The organism is Vibrio sp. C8 (assembly GCF_054051265.1).
The window spans coordinates 167187-189184 of record NZ_JBPAOE010000051.1 but is presented as its reverse complement, the minus strand read 5'-3'; the positions used below and the strand labels follow the sequence as shown (position 1 = coordinate 189184).

Sequence of the window (21998 nt, the reverse complement as noted above, 5' to 3'; positions counted from 1 at the left end):
CGAAATGCTGCGGTGGTTTATATGGCAAAAAGCAAGTATGCACCCTCAGAAACAAAATATAAACGCTGGATAAAAGAAGGCCGTGGCAATGGCTGCGGCTCCGATTATCTGCCTTGGATAACTGTTCGCGATGTGCCATCAGATGGCCGTTCTCATCGTGTATTTGGTCATAAAAGCCAGCGTACTCATCATTTGCTATCTGATTTAGAACTTGCCGTGTTCTTAACCCTTGAATGGAACTCCCAAACAACCGATATTCGCGAGCAGTTTCCACTTAGGCGCGAAGAAACGCTTGATATTGCTCTCGATAATGGAATCAAGCATCCCGCCGAAGCTGGTGTGAAATTGTATATGTCATCCGATTTTTTTGTTGATGGCCTAGATCTCCAACTTCCACAGTATGTCATTCAAGCCAAGTACACTAATGTTTTAAAAGATCCCCGTGTTATTGAAAAACTGGAAATTGAACGCCGTTATTGGTTACTGAAAAAGGTTCCTTGGTTTCTCGTCACGGAAAACGACGTATCCCCAACGCTTGTCCAGAATATTAGCTGGATATACCCGGCTGAGCAGGATGAGATTGATGATGACGTCTTGTTAGACAGGACGGCGTACTACAGTGACCTTTTTCAGCAAAATCCCAATAAAACGGTTACTGATATCTGTAAGTTGACTGACCGTATTTACAATCAGCCTGATGGTTCTTCTATTTATGAAATCAGGCAATTACTGGCCAATCGCTGTTTCTACTTTGATATGTTGTCCCAACCATTCCATCTGTTAAAAGGTAAGGATTTCGTTGTTGAGAACATGGGGAACTTAATAGGAGCTCGTCATGTTTCGAATCAATGAGGTCCTGGAGTACGAGAACGAGCGATTCCGGATTTTGAGCCGATTCGGAAACAATTTTGTTTGGATATCGATCGATAATAAAAGCGCATTCCCCGGCATTATTGACTTATATTCGCTGGATTTGGCGATTCAAGATGAATCGTTACACCGAGTCGAAGATCCCTATTCCTATTTGATCATGCTCTCGCCTGAAGATGGCAGTACAGCTCAAGTAAAAAGAGACCAAAACTATAAACTGATAAGCCCGATCATCCATCTTGAAGAATACTATCAGCCGAAACAACGCGCTAAAGCCATTGATCTGGTCATGGCTAATCACAAAACAACCAAACAAACATTGTATCGCCTAATTCGCCAATACTGGCAGCGGGGGCAGATTGTTAACGCGCTTCTTCCCGATTATAAAAATTCCGGCGCAAAAGGCAAAAAGCGCACTCCAGGCAAAACAAAGTTAGGGCGGCCCAGAAAGTATGATTCGGGCTCTGGAGTCAATGTTGACGAGTTCATCGAAAAGCTATTCAGAATTGCTATTCAGAAGTATTTGCTAACTGAAAAAGGTTATTCATTTCCTTATGCTCATCGGCGTTTTAAAGATATGTATGAAACCTATTTCCCGGATGTGCCCGAGGCAGAAATTCCAACCAATTGGCAGATGAAGCACTTCTATCAGCGTGAATATACCCAGGTAGAAAAAATCAAAAGCCGGGCAAGTCAAAATTCCTATAATAAAGATATTCGACCTTTGACCGGAACGGCGACTATGCACGCTTTGGGGCCGGGCTCCCGTTTTGAAATTGACGCGACCATCGCCGATATTTACGTGGTTTCCGATGTGAACCGAGGCTGGATTGTTGGACGACCGGTTGTTTATATCGTGATCGATGTATTCAGCCGCCTGATAGTTGGATGTTACATCGGTTTTGAAAATCCCTCTTATGTAGCCGCTATGCAGGCTTTACAAGTTGCCATGACCGATAAAGTTGAGCTATGTCGTCAATATAGGATAGAGATCGAATCTCAAGATTGGCCCTCTATCGGATTTCCAGATGCTATTTTGGCAGACCGAGGTGAATTGCTTGGCTATCAGATAGAAAATCTCGAAAAAAGCTTCTCGGTGCGAATTGAAAATACACCTCCGTTTCGAGGCGACGCCAAGGGTATTGTTGAGCGCAATTTCAAGACGCTGCAAGCTGACTTTACTCCATTTGCTCCTGGTGTAGTGACGGGAACCACCGTTAAAAAACGGGGTGGTAAGGATTATCGTCTTGATGCCAAGTTATCTATTTCGGATTTTAAAGAGATTATCCTGTCCTCAATTCTTTATCACAATCTGTACCATGTGATGAAGACCTACGACAGATCTGCCGATATGCCGGTTGATTTGCCTTCTGTGCCATTAGAACTTTGGAACTGGGGGATTCAAAACCGAACTGGCCGTTTGCGTTCAGCTCCTGAAGAAGCAGTAAGATTAAGTTTACTTCCCAGAGCAGATGCAACGGTCTCTGATTTGGGGATATGCATTTTTGGTATCTACTACACCTGCCAAGAGGCGATTGTCGAAGGTTGGATGCATCGAGCCCAAGAAGTGACTCGCCCGCAAAAAGTTTTGGTGGCATATGATCCTGACCTTGCCGATGAAATTTATCTGTTTCCTAATCGAAACAGTGCCGAGCATTGGGTTTGCAAACTTTCCGGGCGATCCAGGGAGTTTGTTAATTGCACTTTCTGGGAAGTGTGGCAGCGACAAGAGCAGAAAAAATTCACTCATGCTGAAAGTAAAGTCAGGGCTGATAAGCACAAACGAAAGCATGAGCAGCGAGTGATTGACAAAATCAGACAAGCAGAGAAATTAAGTCCGGATAACTTAAGTATCCCGAATACTGAACGCATCGGTGATATTCGGTCGAACCGAAAGGCTGAGCTACAAAATGAACGATACAGCAGAAAACCGAAAATACGAACAGATGTAAAAGACACGGCAGATATCATTCCTTTACGTGGTGTTCCAGAGGAAGATTATGACTACCCGAGTTATGTCGATGAGTTATTCGATGATGAGGATGATAGCGAATGAGTTTGCCAAGTGAATATGTCACTGCCATTTATCAGGATACCGGCAATCCCTCCTACAACGGGAATCCGTTTATCGAGGCGTTGCCGCCCATCATGGAAATTAAGCAGTTAAAAGAAGGATTGGAAGGCAAAGTTACTTTCTCGTTAAATAACCTGCAAGACAAACCAAGACAGCGGGCGCACATGGTTGCTGCGTTGCTTCATGATTTCTTTCAGCCTTTATCTCAGCATGTATTACTGGAAGAACGTATCTCAATCATGATGCGGCGTGGTTACGTTGGTCGAAACCTATTGGATGGATCACTTAATAAGCACCTGCAAAATGGTTACCAGAGAGTAATGAGTGGTGATCTACAGAGTTATAAATTCCGAAATGTGTCAACGACAGCGCTCTGTCTGTCTCTTATCGGATGTTCCGGTAGTGGTAAAAGTTCAACCCTTGAGCGCATTCTTGCTACCTACCCTCAGGTTATTTATCACGAACAACATAACTTTTTTCAACTCAGTTATCTGAAAATCGAGTGCCCGAATAATGGATCACAACAAAGTTTGTGCCTGAATTTTTTCCGTGAGGTGGATAAGCGGCTAGGTACTAATTATGAAAATACGCATGGCCGCAAACGTCACGGGGTGCCAACGTTACTGGCTCTCATGAGTCAGGTTGCGAATGAACGTGCAATTGGTGTCCTGGTTATTGATGAAATTCAACGCTTGAAAATTCGCAAGGCGGTTGGACGAGAGCAAATGTTGGAGTTTTTCGTCGAACTGGTTAACACCGTCGGTATTCCGGTGATATTGGTTGGTACGCCGAAAGCTCGCCCTTTGTTTGAAGTCGAATTACAGTCAGCAAGGCGAACCACCGGCATTGGTTCTGTTTATTGGCAACCCATGCCGCAGTATCCGGAAAATCCGAATGCCAAAAGTGAATGGGTTGCTTTTACGAATAAGCTTTGGAAATACCAGTGGCTAAATCGGCGTGATGAAGTACTGACGGATGAAATCAGAGATTGTTGGTATGAGCTATCTCAAGGTGTTTTGGATATCGTGGTTAAGTTGTTTGTCCTGGCTCAGCTACGAGCCATAGCGTCTAAACTGGAGCGTATCACGGTTAACGTTTTACGCTCTGTTTACGACGATGAACTTAAACCGGTACACCCTATGCTGAATGCTATTCGCCGGGGTAACCCAACCTTGATCGCCAAATACTCCGATCTCCGAGTTGAGGATATCGACAAGCGACTGCTTAGCCTTCACCAAAAAATCAATCAGATCCCAGATGAGCCGGAATTACCTTTCAGTAATAACGAACAAGCGATGCGGCTATACAAGCTACTCGTACAAACCGATTGCCAGTCTGAAATTCTCATTCCGTTAGTTGAAAAAATTTTCCGTGAACAGCCCAAACTGACGATGCGCGAAATGATGCCGGTCGTACTTGATTGGTATGACGAAAGTAAGCAGTTTGTCGATCAGCAACCGAAAGCACCAAAAGCGACCGTAGTTAAACGCGCCGACTGGTCTAGCCTTGAAACTGGCGATTTGCGATTTGTGTATTCACAACTGACCAAGAACGAAGATATGTATAGTGCGCTCAAGGCCAATAAATTTATCTTGGATTTGAAAAAGGTCAGTTAAATGCTCGGTTTCCCCGTTCCGTATCCAAATGAGTTGATTTACAGCTTGGTTGCCAGGGCTGGGGTTCATAGCGGAGCTATATCGCCTAAGCAGCTATTGGATGAGGTTTATGGAGACCGGAAGGTTATCGCTACGGTTGACCTACCGAGTCATCTGGCTCAAATTTCCGGGCAATATCCATTGGCTTTAAATATTACGACGTCTTCACTGATATACCAACACACGCTTTTCCCTATTTATGCCCCTTTTATTGAAGAAAGAAAAAGACTGGCCAGCATGCGCTGGATGGCAAATCAATCCAAAGGGCTAATACACTTGGTTTTCGGAATTGCCGCTTCAATTGTCAAGCAACCGAAGCTACTCAGATATTGTCCTCAGTGTTTTGAAGAGCAATTAGATCAATATGGTGAGCGGTATTGGATGCGTGGCTGGCAAGTGTCTGGGGCTACGTGGTGTTCAAAGCACTCAACCCCTTTGTGTGAATTTTCTATTCAGCCACATTACGAACATCGCCATGAATTTTATGCGGCAGACACAACAGTGGATGACAGACCAATACGGCATCATAAAAGGGAAGCTTTACGCATCAGCCATGTTGTCGAACAACTTCTGCAAGTGGAACCACAAAAATCGCCCACTTTTTATCAATGGAGTTGCTATTACCATGATTTGGTTGTGCTAGCCGGTTGTAACAGAGGTTCCAATGTAAAACATGATGAAGTTCGGGAGCGTATCCATTCGTACTGGAGTAGAGATTGGTTGGCGGATAACCAACTCACACTGATGAAGCGAGATACTTGCTGGTCCAGAACTATTTTACGAAAGCACCGAAAATCCTTCAGTTTTATGCAGCACCTGATCATTCAGTCGAGTTTACTAGACCGAGATATTTCACCATCTGACATTTTGACTAACGTAAAGCGTTACCCGCAAAAGCAAAGAAATGTCCATCCAGTGGTTTTGCCGAAGCAGATTAATAGAGACAAAAGAACTCAATGGTTGAAGCTGTTGAAAGAGTGCGGGTGTAAACACGCTCGACTACATGGATCGCAAGGTTTGTACATGTGGTTGTACCGGCATGATTACGAATGGCTGATGAAAATTAACCGACGCTATGAGCATCCGATTATATATGAAGATCGGCGGGTCGATTGGCCTAAGCGAGATCGTTCGCTCGTCCGTCGATTATTTCAGTTGCGGCAAGTGTATGAAAAAGATGATTTGTCTCCCCGTATGACGAGTACTTTTTTACTGTCAAAACTAAAGCTGGGTGCAATGCCAGAGAGGAAATTTCGGCACTTACCTTTAACTAAGCTGTTTCTTGCCAAGTATTCAGAATCGGTTGCTCAATACCAAATTCGGCGATTGGGAAATCAGTACATCTCACTCTATTTACAAAATATTCAGACTGAACGGTGGCGTTTGCTACGTGGCTCTGGGCTAAGTGAAGAGCGCTTAACTCCACTGGCTCGATGTTTTTTAACAGGAATAACGGAAGGTATATGGGCGATTACAGATTTAAGCACATCCCAGAAGATGCGTTAGTGTTGGGCGTTGGTTCGCTGTTTAAGAAAAATAGTAACGTGTTTTGGGGAATTAACCTCAGCTTTTCAAAAAAGCTTGATCGTCCATCAATACCCATTGCTGGTGTTCCATTGATTCGACGCTACAAATCATTAAGTGCCAATCAGTCTAATCAGTTAAAAGGAAGACAGTTAACTTTTACCATTAGGGATGCTCAGCAGTGGGGCAGAAAGCGTTTAAGGGACTGCCCGGCTTTTCATTCAATGGGGAATGGGCACAATTCTGAACAGTGGTGCTTTGAATTTGATGTGCCCGATGGTCCAACTGTTTTCCTACCTCAGCTTGAATTAGCACGTGTTCTTTTTCTGCATGATAACTATATGTCTAGAATCTGTTTGGAACACGGAAAGCTGTCATCAGACTTCAATATCACCAATATAAACGGGCATTGGCAGATTGATGTGATGCCAAGTTCTAGCTATCCGATTGCCGCTTTTAATGATGAACGTTCACGACGATTCTTAAGTTGGATATTGATGGACCCGGAGGCTCGAACTTCATTTGAAAGTATTCACCAGACAATGATGAGAGAGCATACATCCAGTGGGCAGTATAAATTTTGGGATTTCTCTTTTATACCTCCTTGCTTAAATAGAACAAAACTAGAAGTGTCAGGGTGGCACGATTGGAACAGTAACAGCTTTTTTGTCTGGGAAATTAGAAGGGTGGAAGACTTGCCATCGAGTATGCCTGATGAACTAGATTTTTATCACCCTGATTTCAAAAGGCAGGTAACAGGTCAAGGTGGCGGAGCTAATTCAGGTAGGCCTAAACGTCCGGAAGAGCACGAACTTGATGATGAGGAAGAGGCTGACCCCGATAAAAAACGTGTTGTTTTAGATACTGAATCAGTTGGCTTGTCATTTCGTAAGCCATTCAAGACTAATCGAGTAACTGATAAAACTCGGAAGGCTAATCGTGGTAAGCCCGATGATAGTGAGTCTAATGAACTACTTCCCAATAAGTTATCGCCGAATGGTGATAATGCTACAGGTACAATTGCCGGTGCTGATTATGACGTTTTGAATGACGAAAGTGACGATTCATATTTATATGAAAGTAAATTCAATAGCTTTCTTGAGATGATCGAGCGATTGGAGATTAATCACAGGTGCAATACGTATCGTTATCCGTTAAGAAAGTTGCCTAAACTTTCCCGATGCACAAAACATATGATGGCGGATGATGCAAACCCGAGATGTTTGGCGGTCGTAGAATTGAATTATCAAGGGCAGATATACCATCTTGTTGAAGTAGATACTTCGGATGCGAAAAATTCAATATCGACCATGCTTATGAAGCTAAAAGATACCAGTGGTCTTTTTGATCAAATTGCAGAGTTGGAAATCCGACTGCTTAAAAAGTCGTTATCGTGGCCTCGTGACTACATTGAAATGATTTGTGGTGACGGTAACTTTGATGGGATTTCTCATCCGCCTAGTAAGCACAAAGGGTTGATCGATCCCGCTGATATCGATAAGTGGGCTGAGCGGGTTATTGGGTGGTTGGACAACTAAACCATAAAGTTACAGAGGCGGTACATGCTGCTGGTGAATAAAAGCGATAGAAAAAGTAATTAATTTCTCCCGATAATGTAGCCCAGTTGAGGGATATGAAAGATTACTGTATAGATTGGTTTCTTTTCTAATAGAAGTTTTGCTTGTTAAGATTTATATATCATTTTGATTTTTATAGTTTTAATCTCTTTGGATTAAAGGGGGGATACCAATAGGGAGTAGATCTTTACTTATATATTTTTACTTGTGTTAACTCGACTGGATAATATCCTCCAGTATCTACTTCAATGATGGATGCCTATACAGTATACTAAGTCAATGCACTGGCGAACTACATCCAGTATGAGGAATTTATGTATAGCGTTCTTGATAATACCAAATATGCTCTGACATTTAGTGGGCATGAAACCTTTCCTTTACGACAAACTTGGCTGAAAAAAGTCGTAAGAATTTCAAGTAATGGTTTGATTGAAAAGAAGAAGTTTTCAGATCCGCGACAGCTCGCTGAATTAGGAGTGGGAAAAAACATGTTATCTTCAATGAAGCATTGGGCCTCAGCATGTGGTGTTATTGCTGAGTATGATAATGCTCATTTTAAGCTAACTGAATTAGCTGAAAAAGTGTTCTCTGATGATGGACTTGACCCTTTTTCTGAGTCAGTTACTACTACTTGGCTATTACATTGGATTCTAGCCAGTACAGGGTATAAAGCGACAAGTATTTATTATGTTTTTAATCGATTAAATATAAGTAAATTTAAAAAAAATGATGTAAAAGAAGAGCTTGAAAGCTTAATTGAATCTAAGGGAAAAAATATCTCTCTGAGTAGTGTGTCAAAAGATCTAGATATAGTTTTTCGTAGTTATTCACTAAAACTTGGTGGTTCTGAACGATATCAAGAAGATTTTGCTGAGCCCGTGTTTAGTGAATTGGGATTAATCAACCAAGATGAAAATGGAGTATTCTCCTTTAATCGGGGACCGAAAGAATCACTAAATAACTATTTGTTCACATATTCCCTTTTAAGTTTTTGGAATGCACTTGAAAGTCATTCAAATACCTTGTCTCTAGATATAATTACATATGCGGAGGGATCTCCTGGAAGAGTGTTCAAGCTGGATGAAAACTCAGTTGCTGAGCGCTTACTGTCTATTGAAGAGTTAACTCAAGGTAAATTGATTTGGTCTGATTCTGCGGGTATTAAGCAAATTTTGCGTACTGATACTGATTTTAAAGAGCTAATGACGGCACTATTGGAGAAAGCTTATGAATAAGAATTTGACGCTGAATCAATTTGTCGATATCGCTCCGTATTATCAGAAATCTGTGCGATTAACTGATGATATAAAAAATTCAGATGCTTTAGGTGGATATGTTTGTTTAGAAACGGCTAAAAAACTGTTATTTACAATGTCTCAGCAAATTATTCATTCTAATCAGAGAGCCTTTACCTGGACAGGACCTTTTGGTAGCGGTAAGTCTAGTCTGGCATTGGCTTTGGCTAACTTGCTAGGGAATGAAGAGTATAACAAAAATATTGCTGATCTTTCCTTAGTTGAGGGATTCCAAGATGCCTTTCCAAAAGGAAAAAAGGGGTGGCTTGTTGTACCTGTCGTAGGAAGTAGAAGTAGTTCAGTTTCTGTTATTTCTAAGGCGGTTGAAGCTCACACAAGCCAGCCCATTTCTTCTCAAGAAGAGCTGTTTTCGACGCTAGAAAGCTTGTCATTATCTAATGATGGCCTATTGCTCATCGTAGATGAGATGGGAAAATTGCTAGAGGGAACTGAACAGCAAGGAGATGATATTTATTTTTTCCAAGAGCTTGCTGAATTTGTTTCAAGAACTGAAGGACATATTGTACTCATAGGGATACTGCATCAATCTTTCAGACAGTACGCTAAGCATCAGAACTTCTCGGAAAAAGTTCAGCATGAGTGGGAAAAAGTTCAAGGTAGATTCTCTGATATCCCTCTTGTAACAAGTTCAGATGAAACTATCGAGCTAATCGGTAAGGCAATAAAGTGTGACAGTTCTATAAATGGCCAGGCTTATCGTATTTGTTCTGATGTCGCCAATTTCATAAAAACAAAGCGGTATTCAATAAGCGATGATTTCCATGAACAGTTGCAGGAATGCTGGCCTATCCATCCTGTCACTGCCATGATGCTTGGCCCTGCTTCAAAAAAGCAATACGGACAAAATGAACGAAGTGTATTTGGCTTTTTAAGTTCACAAGAAACGTTTGGTTTCCAGTTTTTCCTAAACCGCACAGAGGCAACATCATCTGTGTCATACAATCCCGATATGTATTGGGGCTACCTAAAAGAGAACTTAGAGCCTTCGATTATTTCTTCAATAGATAGCCAACGTTGGATATTGGCGAATACTTCTGTTGAGAGAGCGACACAAAAAGGAAAAGATCTGCATGTATCATTGGCTAAAAGTATAGCAGTCATTGATTTATTCAAAAATGGAACAGGACTCTGTGCGAGTACGACTATTCTTGAAACGTTATATCCTGGGCATTCTCGGCATGAAATTCAAAAGGCTCTTAATGAGTTAGAGAGTTGGAAGGTTATTATCTTCCGTCGATTTAATGATGCTTGGTCTGTGTTTGAAGGTAGTGATTTTGATTTTAATGGAGCCCTTACAAATGAGCTTTCAAAGGGTAGTTTCGATATAGACAAAGCGGAAAAGCATGTCCGACTACACCCTGTTGTTGCTAAAAAGCATCTTCACCTTACTGGAGCCCTACGATGGATGAAGGTTTCTGTCGTTGATAAAGATTCACTTTCGAGAAAAATTGCTTCATTTCAGCCAAACCAGAGTGAGTTTGGACAATTTCTACTGCTTTTAGATCAAGATGAATTGAATGAATCGATCTTAAATTTATTGGAGAATGATGAAAGTAATAGTGTAGTTGGTATTCCTCATAATAGAGCGGAAATTTATGATTTAATCCAAGAGATATCAGCTTTAGATAAAATTGAATCTCACCAGGAGTTAAGCGGTGATTCCGTAGCACGAAAAGAACTATTGGAAAGACGGCGTATTTCAGTAGAAAGAATAAAACGTGCAATCTCCATTTCTATGGTGAATGCTAAGTGGTATCACCGTAGAGTAATCTCTGGTGAAGATAGTAATAATGTTTCTCAGCTTTGTTCAAATATAGCAGACAGGATTTATTCTCACACACCTAAAATATCGAGTGAATTAATTAATCGAGATGTTTTATCTAGCAATAGTGTTAAGGCAAGAAAGACTCTGCTGTACAAAATGTTGGAATCAGAAGCTATTGAAGATTTAGGGATAGATGGATATCCAGCAGAAAAAGGATTGTACTTAACGTGCCTAAAAGTGACTGAAATTCATCAGTTTGATCATAAGAAAGGATTGTGGGTATTTTCAAAACCTGTGTCATCAGATAATGCTATTTCCTTTTTATGGGAAGAAGCGATGAATCTCATTAATTCTGGTGAAGGAAAATTGAATGTTTCAGACATATATGCTTTGTGGGGCAAGCCTCCATTTGGTGTAAAGGAAGGGTTATTACCTGTACTATTTTGGGCATTTTATTTCGCAAATAAATCTAAACTCGGTTTGTATAAAGACCACTATTATGTTCCTAATGTTGATGAGGTTATGCTGGATGAGAGCTTACAAAATATTGCAAGATTTGAGTTACAAGGTGTTGAAATAACAGAAGAGAGAAAACGTTTTCTTAAAGGCATCTCTTCTGTATTACAAAATTTAAACTATAAAGTTGCTGAGCAGGCTTCACCACTGGAAGCCGCCCGAGCACTCGTTGCATTGATACATCGTTTACCTAAATGGACTAGAAGTTCTAGGCAGTTTCCAAAAGAAACGTTGAAGCTAAGAGATGAGCTTGGAAGAGCTTCTGACCCACATAAAGTTATTTTTCACGATATTTCATCTATTTATGGAACAGATAGAATTGATGAAATTCTGGAGAAGCTACAAGGGTCATTGAGTGATTTAGTGAGTGCTTATCCTAATCTACTTAAAGAACTATCAACTCTATTGTTTAAAGAGTTAGATGAAAGTGAGGTTCAACGTCTGAATGAAAGAGCTGTGGTAATAAAGGATAGAGCTTCTACTTTATCTGATAATGCATTTATAGGTCGAATTTCTCATTTCGATGGTTCTGAATATGCTTTAAAAAATGTATTAGGGGCCATTGTCGAGAAAAAGACAGATGACTGGACTGATTTTGATGTCGTTGCAGCAAAAAATCGAATCGCTGAGTTTTCTGCGAGATTCAGGAAGTTAGAAACTCTTGCTCACATTCATGGTTTAGATAATCAGAGAGAGTCAGTTGCTATTGTTTATACGACCCCTCGTAAAGGGCTGATAGAAACAAATGTAGAACTAGATAACAAAAGACAGTCTGAATTAGCCGTTTTAGGCGCACAGATGCTGGGCAATTTGAAAGCGTCCAAATTACCTAGACACGAACAATTATCTGTACTTATTTCAGCGCTAGAGCAACTTGATGAGGTAAATCATGGCACATAAGTACGTTCTAGGTTTGTCTGGCGGTAAAGATAGTGCAGCATTGGCTATCTTTATGAAACATGAACATCCGGAATTGGATATAGAATACTTTTTTACTGACACAGGAAAAGAGCTTCCAGAAGTATACGAATATCTCAATAAGTTAGAGGGCTTCCTCGGAAAACCTATTCTTAGACTCAATGAAGAACGAGGTTTTGATTTTTGGTTGGAACAATATAAAAATTATCTTCCATCGGCTCAAACTAGGTGGTGTACCCGTCAATTAAAGCTATTGCCCTTTAAACATTGGGTTAATTCTATGATTAAAGAAGGACATATAGTTCATAGTTTTGTTGCAATTCGTTTTGATGAAGAGCATCGTGATGGATATAGCAGTCATCATGAAAATTTACATATACACTTTCCTTTCCGAGAGGCTGGTTATACAAGAAATGACGTTTTTCGCTTGCTAGAAGACTCCCCTTTAGGGATTCCCAAGTATTATGAGTGGCGTTCTAGAAGTGGTTGTACTTTTTGCTTTTTTCAGCAAAAGATTGAATGGGTTAACCTTAAGGAGCGTCACCCTGAGGCATTCGAGGAAGCTAAGCGATATGAAAAGAAAGCTATTGAATACAAATCTCCATTTCTCTGGTCTCAGGGAGAATCATTAGAAGAATTGGAACAACCGGAAAGAATTATTCAAATCAAATCTGACTTTGAGGCTCGTAAACTCAGAGAGAGAAAAAGTAAACCTGTGAATGCTTTACATCATGGTTTAGATGATATTGATGAGCTTTATTTTTCTGATGAAGGTAATGGTGCTTGTAATATTTGTCATAAGTGATCTTAATGTGATTTGAAGGGCATAGATGCCCTTCTTAGCTATAGTTTCAAATATCAGGATGCTGCTGGGAGAGATAATTTTTACTTTTTTCAATAAGTTGTACAACAGTGCTATAGAGAGAGTCAGTTGTTAGGTTCATAATTAGAGATGATTGATTATGGCTAGTATCAGGCTTTTTCTATACCAAAGGATAGTTAGGTAAATGATCAAATCAAACCCTTTGATTTCTTTTTTGCGGCACTATGGGCCAATCCCTGCCGGGGATAATATGTATGACGAGTTGATTCAAACAGAGATCGAACGTCATGGCATTGACCCGGTCATTCATATTACTCCCGAGAGGCTAAAAGAAGTCCAAGAGAATTTCGGATCGGCAGAACCTCGCAACGTCATATTGACAGGAACGGCCGGAGACGGGAAAACCTTTCACTGCCGTCAAATCTGGGCGACTTTCGGTGGTGACCCCGAACACTGGAACGCTGGAGAAAAGATTGTCTCGCTAATGCTTCCGACTTCGGGAAAAGTATTAATCATTGTCAAAGACTTAAGTGAACTGACACAGGACGAAAAGAACGAAATGCTAGCGAGCCTAGCCGCGTCCGTGACAGGGAAAGACTCTGACAACATCTACTTGGTCGCGGCCAATGACGGTCAACTTCTGGCTAGTTGGCGTGACTGGTCGGAAAATCAAGGTACAGAGGAGCGCAAGCTATTCAAAATCATTGAAGACATGCTTGTTGAGGAACGTACAAGAGACGATGCTCTTAACCTGAATCTTTACAACCTCAGCCGTCTTGATGCATCTGAACATTTTGAAGAACTCATTGAACAAGTGGTTGAGCACCCACAGTGGTCTCAATGTGAAGGATGCGACATGTTGAAGAGAGATGGAGCTACCACATGCCCTATCCGCATTAACAGAGAGCGTCTTCGCAACGGAAACGGAGGGTCGGTATTTCGTAAACGATTGAGAGAGCTGATGAAGCTAGCTCGGGCCAATCGTATGCACATTCCCATCCGAGATTTGCTGCTTCTCGGTGTCAATATACTGTTGGGAGACCGACTGAGCGGGCAGGTTATACTAACCTGTCGCACGGCAAAGAATCGCGCACAGAAAGAAGACTACCGTTTAACAAACCCCTACGCCAATGTGTTCGGAACGAACTTATCTGAGCGTCAACGGCAACAGTATCAAGTTTTCAATATCCTTGAAGCCTTTGGAATAGGACGCGAAACGGATAACAAATTTGATAACTTGCTCATCTACGGCTCATATAGCGATTCACCTTTCTACACTGATCTCGTATCCAAGGACTCTCATTACGGTGCGCCTGCGTATGAGCCGTATCTACGAGACTATCTTGAAGGTGCGCGCGAGAATATTGAAGCATTTATGCAGGCACTTTCAAGACAAAGACAGAGGCTCTTCTTCTCTTTGCCTGACGAAAGCCCTTTTGATCCTTGGCGTTTAACGGTTTATCAGGCCTCGGGACAGTTTCTAAGTTTCGTAGAAGGATTAAAAAACAGCGGCGACACATCTAGGGCAACAGAACTTCTTGTTCGGGGGCTCAACAGGACATTCTGTGGAATGATGATAGATGATGGAACAGAACTCTACCTTGCATCGTCCGGTGGTGATGGCCGGGGGCGTATTGCCTCTCTCCTTAATTACGACTTGCCGACAACCCGCCACAGAAGAGACCCATACCTGAATTTCGCCATGGGAACCGACGACGCTACACCATGCTTACAGATCGTTGATCCTGCTGCTGACGGTGACGGGATTGTGGACAGCCTGACCCTTCAGCTTACTCATTTCGAGTATCTTGTCCGTGTTGCAAGCGGCAGTTTACCTGCCAGCTTTTCCCGGCAATGCAACGAAGACTTTCTGGATTTTAAATTAAGGTTGATCAAAAGGCTTGATGACCTAATCGGAGAAGAGCCGTCCGGTAATGAAATCAGCTTGCAAGCACTTACGGTGGATGAGCATGGCCGAGCTCATCCCGACAATGTACGGATCAGGGTGGGTTCATGAGTACACGTCTTAAAGCTCCTGCTAAATACAGAAGCGATGTTAATGTTTGGGTTGACGAAGCCATCTGGGGACACCGTCTTTACAACGACCAGACGCCGTGGCTTGTGTTTCTGGAGTTCCTATCTATCTTTCAGTCGAGAGACGCTGAAGGAAAAGCACTGAAAGAAATCCGCAGTGACGGTGCGCACGAGACGTTCACATATTATATTCCACGTCTTATTCCACTTAGGCAATTGGTCTTTAACAACCCTCACATTCGATATGTTGAAGACAACCACCAGTCTGATACAGAGAGATGGCGAGCATGGTTGAAAACATTTTCTACAGATGATGATTTCGGATATCTACAAGAGCGTTTTGGTTCATTCGCCCGGCTTTCCCGTGTCGTTGAATTCTTTCAAACCACAGCCATTGAGCCGCACCGACAACGTCGATGGACATCTCGCTTTCTATTTCCTTACGGCCCGAATTGCCTGTATGCGGATTTACCGGCTAATGTCAACGGAAGTCCCGACAGACGTTTCTTTGGAAGAGGTGGTGAACTGCTTTACTTGATGCTGAACCGTAGCGGTAAGGGAGAAGAACTCGCCAAATTGATTTCCAAGAAACTGTTGCGCCAAGATGAAACGTGGAATCGCATCGTTCGGGCGCTATTACCTGATGGGTATAGGATCGATTCAAATTTGGTGTCGAGTACCATTGGATATCTGCCTTTTGCCGAGCGCCCAGAATACGAAGATCTTGCCGAAACATGGACTCGCTTGCTTAATCTGGATTTGTCCGGTGAAGCATTGCTCGATCCTTTGATGCGTCTCTCTTCTTTACACATGCTTTTGTATATGCTCAAACGAGCAAATGAAGAAGTGAGCGATGTCAGTGAACCTAAGTTTGTCCTGGAAATCGCCTCACCTCGCCGAACAGCTCTCTTCGAACTCTCGAAGGAGAATTTCGGCGCTAACCGCATGCTACCGGCACGAGCCGTTCGCGCATACATAGAATCTGCAAAAAACGACGACCGCTGGCGTGAAGCACTACAAGCCCGAGCACCAGCAGAAGCGGTACGGGAATATCTTACCGAACGCTATGAATGGCAGCCGGACGATGGTCCTCCCTCTGGTGATCCGGATACGATCTTTGATGCCTTAAGAACCTATGCCGAGAAGCGTCACCAGCAGCATGTGGCCAAAGTACACAATGAATGGGCAAGGCAAATTGGATTGGCAGTATCACGGCGCGGGGCGGGAACATGGTATTCACCAGATGACGCTCTACTCAAAGCCCTGGTCATGTGTGTTGTGGATGAAGGTCGAGAGGAATACCATCGCTTTCTAGCAAAACTCTACGACCGCTTCTGTTTGGTAATCGGTGCCAAAGAAGCAGAGAGAGCGTTTGGAACTCTGCCCACGGATCAAAATGCCTTCATGCAAAATACGCAGCGTTTAGAACAGCGTTTAAGGGCATTAGGATTACTTCGTCGTCTATCTGATGATTGTGCCTACGTTGAGAACCCGTTCAGGAGCAATAAATGACAAAAAACGAACTCATCGCGGCAGTCGCGCTTGACTTTATAAAGGGGTATTTGGACCAAGAGCCGGATGGCTCCATGCGCTTTTGCATGCTTGGTCTTGAAGCATCTCTCGTACGTTCTATCGCAGAAGCCTTATTGGCTAACCCAGATGCTTCATCAGATGTTGCTGTAAGAATTCCGAATTTATTTGACCCTGAAGCCACTCTCCCGCCAGAGGCGAGAAGCGATCAGTCTATTACACACTGGCGTCATTGTCGTCTACCGGAAGGTATACGTGCCGTGCTCTTTGCCGCATCACACGAAGAGCTACAGCGTAACGATAAGAGCGTTGAAAAAATCACAAAAATCGAAACAGACACTCTAAGGGCACGATATGATGCCTGGGTTGATCAGGTTGGTTTAACCTCAGTATATCTCGATGGACCTAAACGTGAACATTTACTGACCGCCCTTCAGTCGGCAAACAACACATATGCCGCAAGAACCATTGAGACATTTGCAGATTTTGTTCTTTCTATTGCCGAAGGAATTATCACCAAAGGACTGCCTCTACAAAAAGCCATTGATAACGCCCTTCCGAGCTTAAAACTTCCACGATATTCAGGTTACTTTGATCGCATACCTGAAAAGAAGCGCAATTCAGCCAAGGAATGGGACAAAATATTTAAAGGACTGCATAGCAAAGTCCGTCCTCTTCTAGTTCAGGAAACAGAGAAAGGTGAGCCGATTCCAAGAGAGCAATTACGCACGAACTTCGATGACATTTCCGAACGTTTGGGTGAGTCAGAACGCCAAGCGATAGAATCATTTTTAGAGGCTGATTTGCGTATTGATGATTGGTCAGAAGCGCAAAAAGGATTGGTTGACTTAGATTGGCGATCTGTCTCCGACCTTTTTGAAGGAATTACAAAAACCTCGTCAACTCCATTGGGCGAAGAAACAGTCAAATTCTTTGACGACGAATTTAACGATTTACTTGAGGAAGAGGAACGAGAGCTTCTTTCGAGCGATTTTCCGAAAGACCCATCGGACGATTTACAAGACTTTTTTGAAACACACCGAGAGCACTTGGCGCGTGATAAAAAGTTGTCCGGAAAATGGGAAAGATACATTTATCGCAATCCGCAAACGTACCATGACTTTCTGGTTGGGTTACTGGCTACCCTGGACAGCTTGCGCCGAAGGTTCAGTGACGACGATTTAACCGAAAAGAAATTATCAATTCGCATCCCCAACGCTAGAGAAAAAAGCTTTTGGCGCGGAAAGAACCCGAAAGTAGCGCGATACTTCGCGTTCCGATATCGGGGACTACAAACCATACTGGGAGATAAGGTCGAATTAGATTTCGGAAAGTTGATGGAATTTTACTTTCCACAAACCGATCACGATCTTGCTAAAACAACATCCGGGTCTAAAGAGGCTCGATCCATTAAGTTCGAAGCCGTACTCGACCCCAATGGTGTAAAGGCTAAGCTGATCTTTCACTGGGAAATGCCGGTTGATGTGATTGCCACCGCCATGCCGGATGACTTGCTGAATGTTGCCAATGAAGAAGAGCAGTATGCACTATTGCCTACGGCAGACATCGCCAGACAATCCGTCAGTGCGAAAGGGAGCATCCAGCGCATCGCGTTGAATGATGTGAATACAATCCGCGATGTCACGAATACTAATGATGGAAAGCTTGTTGCGCCGAATAAGCAAAGCGGTGATCGAAGCGAAGCCTTTCTGACTAAATTGACTGAACTTTCTGGTCTATTGAGTACAGAGGCCACCAAAATTATCGGCGAAAAGTTTGAAGCCTTTCGCAAAGCCTATTCGCAGGCTATTCGCAACTGGGTTGCAGCGGAAGGTCCTGGAATAAGTTCAACTGCGTTTTCTCAACAGGCGATAGAATATGACGAACTACTTGTTGCCCTTGTAGAACAGGCAAGTAATGATCTCGCCCGAGAAAAGCTTTGGCAGGAAATTCTACGAATTGGTGTTGCTAATGTCGGCGCCGGAAGTCCGGCGGCTATCGTTACCCCATGGCATCCTCTACGCCTCGCAGAAATTCATATCAAAGCCTGTCAGGCTGCAACACTGATTCATGATGTCCTTGAAGCGGAGGAAGATGATATTTTCCGTGCGGACCTTCTGTTTTCGCAGGTTCAGTTCGAGCTGCTTGCGAACTATTACCCGGAAGTATGTATCGGCTTTGAACGGGATCAGCCGATACTCCTATCAGCGGCTGATACATCCTATGACTATACGCTTGCAGAGCCTCCCTTAAGGAGAAACCAACAGAATGGAGACGATGCTCTTGATACTGAACCGGGTGTCGCGGCCAAAGCCTTTGGCAATGTCGCAGAGCAGTATTTAAAGCTCCTGCCTCACGAGCGAAGCAATTTTTCAGTGGTTCTGTATAACTCCGAATCCAAGGCATTACCAAGCGCATTGGCATCGGAGCTGTCCAGCAAAGTTGAACAAGAGAATCAACTGCAATGTGATCTTCTGCTTACGCATTCAGAGCCCAAACGCATTAGACGGATTTATGAGCAACAGAATGTCACTGTAAGCGAAGAATCCGGCTCGGTCATGGCCAGTGAAGCGGCTAGAAATTTCCTTTCCAGACTCCGGGTAGGATTTCTCGATGCGGCTAAAATTCCGGAGGACGAGAATGAGCGTGCCGCTGACTTAGTGGCACTTCAAGACGTTGTGGCAAGGAATGCTCAACTCGCATGGAAAAGAGCACCCGGTGATAGGCATCCCGAGTTAAGCGCTCATGTTCCGGCACGCTGGTCACGCCGCCGACCCATCGGCCTCGCTGATACGACCACCTCCGTGTATTTGGCCTGTCCTGTGCAGCCACAACCGGGCCAGAGTTATCTTAATCTCATTCAGGGATTTTTGGAGGGGGACAATGCTCTTCCGGGTAATGTGATCCCAGCCCGCGAAGTCAACTATAGAGATGGCGATATCAATAACGTATTCACTCAAACTCACAAAATCGGTGAATGGGTTGTAAACTTTGATGAATTGGTTGACCGCCGTCTTCTGAGCAACAATGGGGTGCGGGTAATTCGTCATATTAGAGATCGGCAAGTAGACCGTAATATCGTCGTCTCGACCACGTCCAACCCCAAACTTTTACATATCCTTCTCAAAGAGCGGCTCGACAGGCTAGATCCTGCAATTACCTCCGATGATCAGCTGGTGATTGACCAGCTTATTGACCAAGCCAACACTCTCTCTGGCCAGGTGGTTATGCGTGCTGCTCGCTATGGCCATTACGCTAACGAGTTGCTTGGCATTGTCCTTTCCATGGAAGAAATTCGAAATGGGCTTGGAGATTCAAATCTGCCTATAGGTTGGTATTTTCTGGATGATTTTGCGTCCTGGTTCGGACAACGCGAAGAGCAAATTGCCGATATCATGGCCATCGCTCCTCGCATCGTAGATGGCCAGCCAGTTCTCAAAGTGGCGATATCGGAAGCGAAGTTTGTAAGTTCTCGCGGGTACAGAACACAGGCGAAGAAGTCCGCCAAACAACTGGAAGAAACCGTAGCACGCTTAGGACGGGCCATAGACCCCAGTCACAAACGAATTGATCGTGACATTTGGCTAAATCGAATAGGCGATTTCATGATTGAAGGTATGGAGCCGTTTGACTCAGATTTGATGAATGGTTGGGACTTACACAAGTGGTCAGACGAAGTCCGGCAGGACAAGATACCAATACAGCTAGCCGGTTTTTCGCATGTATTTGTCCACGATAATTACGAGTATGTTGATAGTGGCGACGCGACGCCTCTAAAAGGCATGCCACACTGTGTACAGCAGGTATTTGATAAAGCGAAAGTCTCTGGTGCATTCCGCTCGTTTGCCAACAAGTACCATGAGTCTGAAGAACAGTCACAATCCGAAGGTAGCACTTGGGACGATGCACTTGTTTCAACGGGAGCCGCTTCAAAAACACAAGAAGAAACCGCGAATACGGAATCAAATACATCATCTAGCGCACAAACCTGGCCCACAGAACCAGAATCTATAGAATGTGGCGTTGAACAAGAGCCGACAACCCCGGTTGACCTGGTTACGAGTTCCTCTGCCCAAACGGGAAGTGACACATCATCTCAGCATGGCCACGAAATAGAAGAAACCAAGCCTGATGTTCCAAAGGAATTGCTGGATATGTGGCCGTCACGGCAGCTTGCCGAATGGGTCAATAACGGGGCTGCTTCGGAGGAAGACGATGAAGACACGAAAGATTGGCTGAATAACACAGTCAAAGCCCTACAAAGAGCATTGCGGGGCTATGAAATGACCGCTGAACTGATTGGTGCAAGGCTTACCCCAAATGCAGCCCTTGTTCGGTTCAGGGGGTCAGACGATCTCACCGTACCGAAGGTCGAGAAAAAGCGGCAAGAACTACTCACCTCCCATGCTGTTGATGTCATCAATATCCTCGCTGCTCCGATGGAAATTATCATCATGGTTAAACGACCATACCGAGCAATCTTGCGTTTACAGGATCTCTGGAGAAGACGGCTACTTCCCTCAACAGCACCGGAGTCGAACACGAGTTTGCTGTTGGGTGCGAAAGAGGCTGACGGTGAAATTCTATACCTGAATGTCGGCAATGAATTCGGTGGACATCAGCCACACGGACCACACACCCTTATAGCCGGGGAAACAGGGAGTGGTAAAGGTGTACTGGTACAGTCTTTACTATTGGATATATGTGCAACCAACTCTCCGGAAAAAGCGCGTATCCGTATGATTGATCCCAAAGCCGGGATTGATTTTCCCTGGCTGCGTAATATGCCACATCTTGATGGAGACCTCATCACCGAGCAGGATGAAGCCATTCATGCTCTCGAAGAATTGGTGGCCGAAATGGAAAGAAGAAACCGCCTTCTTGCGGAAGCTGGTGTCACCAAGCTGGACAACTACAATCGAAAAGTCCCTCCATCCGAGCAGCTTCCTCGTATCTGGTTGTTCCATGATGAATTAGCGGACTGGATGATGATTAACGAGTACAGGGATGCCGTTGATTTGAATGCAAGCCGTTTGGGCGTTAAGGCGCGAGCTGCGGGAATAAACCTTGTGCTGATTACGCAGAGACCAGATAAGGACGCCTTGCCAATGCAGCTCCGCGCCAATTTAACAAACAGACTGGTGCTGAAGGTCGCCGATAAGAAAAACTCCATACTGGTTCTTGATGAGCCGGGTGCTGAGAGATTACTTGGTCGCGGCCACCTTGCTGCAAAACTCTCAGGAGAAGGAAGGGTTATTTTGTGCCAAGTTCCTTTTGCAGATGAAGAAGAAATTTTTCAGTTAGCAAATATAATAAGATTGTCTTGGTGCAGTGGTTAACTGGTATGAATCTCTATTACTCAATTTTTTGTGGGTTAGAGTGTAGGGAGTGGATTT

Annotated in this window: 11 protein-coding genes; all 11 read left to right on the top strand. The window is 43.6% G+C overall.

Annotated elements, in window-relative coordinates:
• The first annotated feature begins 21 nt into the window (after window positions 1-21).
• Window positions 22-852: a TnsA endonuclease C-terminal domain-containing protein gene (locus ACRQQK_RS19410; protein ID WP_130199665.1), complete on the top strand. Its 831-nt coding sequence runs from the start codon at window positions 22-24 to the stop codon at window positions 850-852.
• Window positions 836-2926, top strand: a complete 2091-nt coding sequence (locus ACRQQK_RS19405) for a Mu transposase C-terminal domain-containing protein (protein ID WP_457514149.1) — start codon at window positions 836-838, stop codon at window positions 2924-2926. The genes ACRQQK_RS19410 and ACRQQK_RS19405 overlap by 17 nt, the downstream gene beginning before the upstream one ends.
• Window positions 2923-4560 carry an AAA family ATPase gene (locus tag ACRQQK_RS19400; protein WP_457514147.1) on the top strand — a complete coding sequence of 546 codons (1638 nt, stop codon included), beginning with the start codon at window positions 2923-2925 and terminating at the stop codon, window positions 4558-4560. The genes ACRQQK_RS19405 and ACRQQK_RS19400 overlap by 4 nt, the downstream gene beginning before the upstream one ends.
• Complete coding sequence (locus tag ACRQQK_RS19395) at window positions 4561-6105, top strand: TnsD family Tn7-like transposition protein (protein WP_457514145.1); 1545 nt, start codon at window positions 4561-4563, stop codon at window positions 6103-6105. It abuts the gene before it with no gap.
• Window positions 6063-7661: a Tn7-like element transposition protein TnsE gene (locus ACRQQK_RS19390; RefSeq protein ID WP_457514143.1), complete on the top strand. Its 1599-nt coding sequence runs from the start codon at window positions 6063-6065 to the stop codon at window positions 7659-7661. The genes ACRQQK_RS19395 and ACRQQK_RS19390 overlap by 43 nt, the downstream gene beginning before the upstream one ends.
• A gap of 353 nt (window positions 7662-8014) precedes the next feature.
• Entirely contained in the window at window positions 8015-8935 is a 921-nt protein-coding gene (locus ACRQQK_RS19385; RefSeq protein ID WP_274681901.1) for a DUF4007 family protein, read from the top strand.
• On the top strand, window positions 8928-12197 hold the full coding sequence (locus ACRQQK_RS19380) for a hypothetical protein (RefSeq protein WP_457514141.1): 3270 nt from the start codon (window positions 8928-8930) through the stop codon (window positions 12195-12197). The genes ACRQQK_RS19385 and ACRQQK_RS19380 overlap by 8 nt, the downstream gene beginning before the upstream one ends.
• On the top strand, window positions 12187-13020 hold the full coding sequence (locus ACRQQK_RS19375; protein WP_457514139.1) for a phosphoadenosine phosphosulfate reductase domain-containing protein: 834 nt from the start codon (window positions 12187-12189) through the stop codon (window positions 13018-13020). The genes ACRQQK_RS19380 and ACRQQK_RS19375 overlap by 11 nt, the downstream gene beginning before the upstream one ends.
• A gap of 202 nt (window positions 13021-13222) precedes the next feature.
• Complete coding sequence (locus ACRQQK_RS19370; RefSeq protein WP_457514137.1) at window positions 13223-15055, top strand: hypothetical protein; 1833 nt, start codon at window positions 13223-13225, stop codon at window positions 15053-15055.
• Window positions 15052-16584, top strand: coding sequence for a hypothetical protein (locus tag ACRQQK_RS19365; RefSeq protein WP_457514135.1), 1533 nt, complete (start codon window positions 15052-15054; stop codon window positions 16582-16584). Before ACRQQK_RS19370 ends, ACRQQK_RS19365 begins: the two co-directional genes overlap by 4 nt.
• A complete protein-coding gene (locus ACRQQK_RS19360; RefSeq protein ID WP_457514133.1) occupies window positions 16581-21941 on the top strand; it encodes an FtsK/SpoIIIE domain-containing protein in 5361 nt (1786 codons plus the stop codon). The genes ACRQQK_RS19365 and ACRQQK_RS19360 overlap by 4 nt, the downstream gene beginning before the upstream one ends.
• Window positions 21942-21998: the final 57 nt, after the last annotated feature.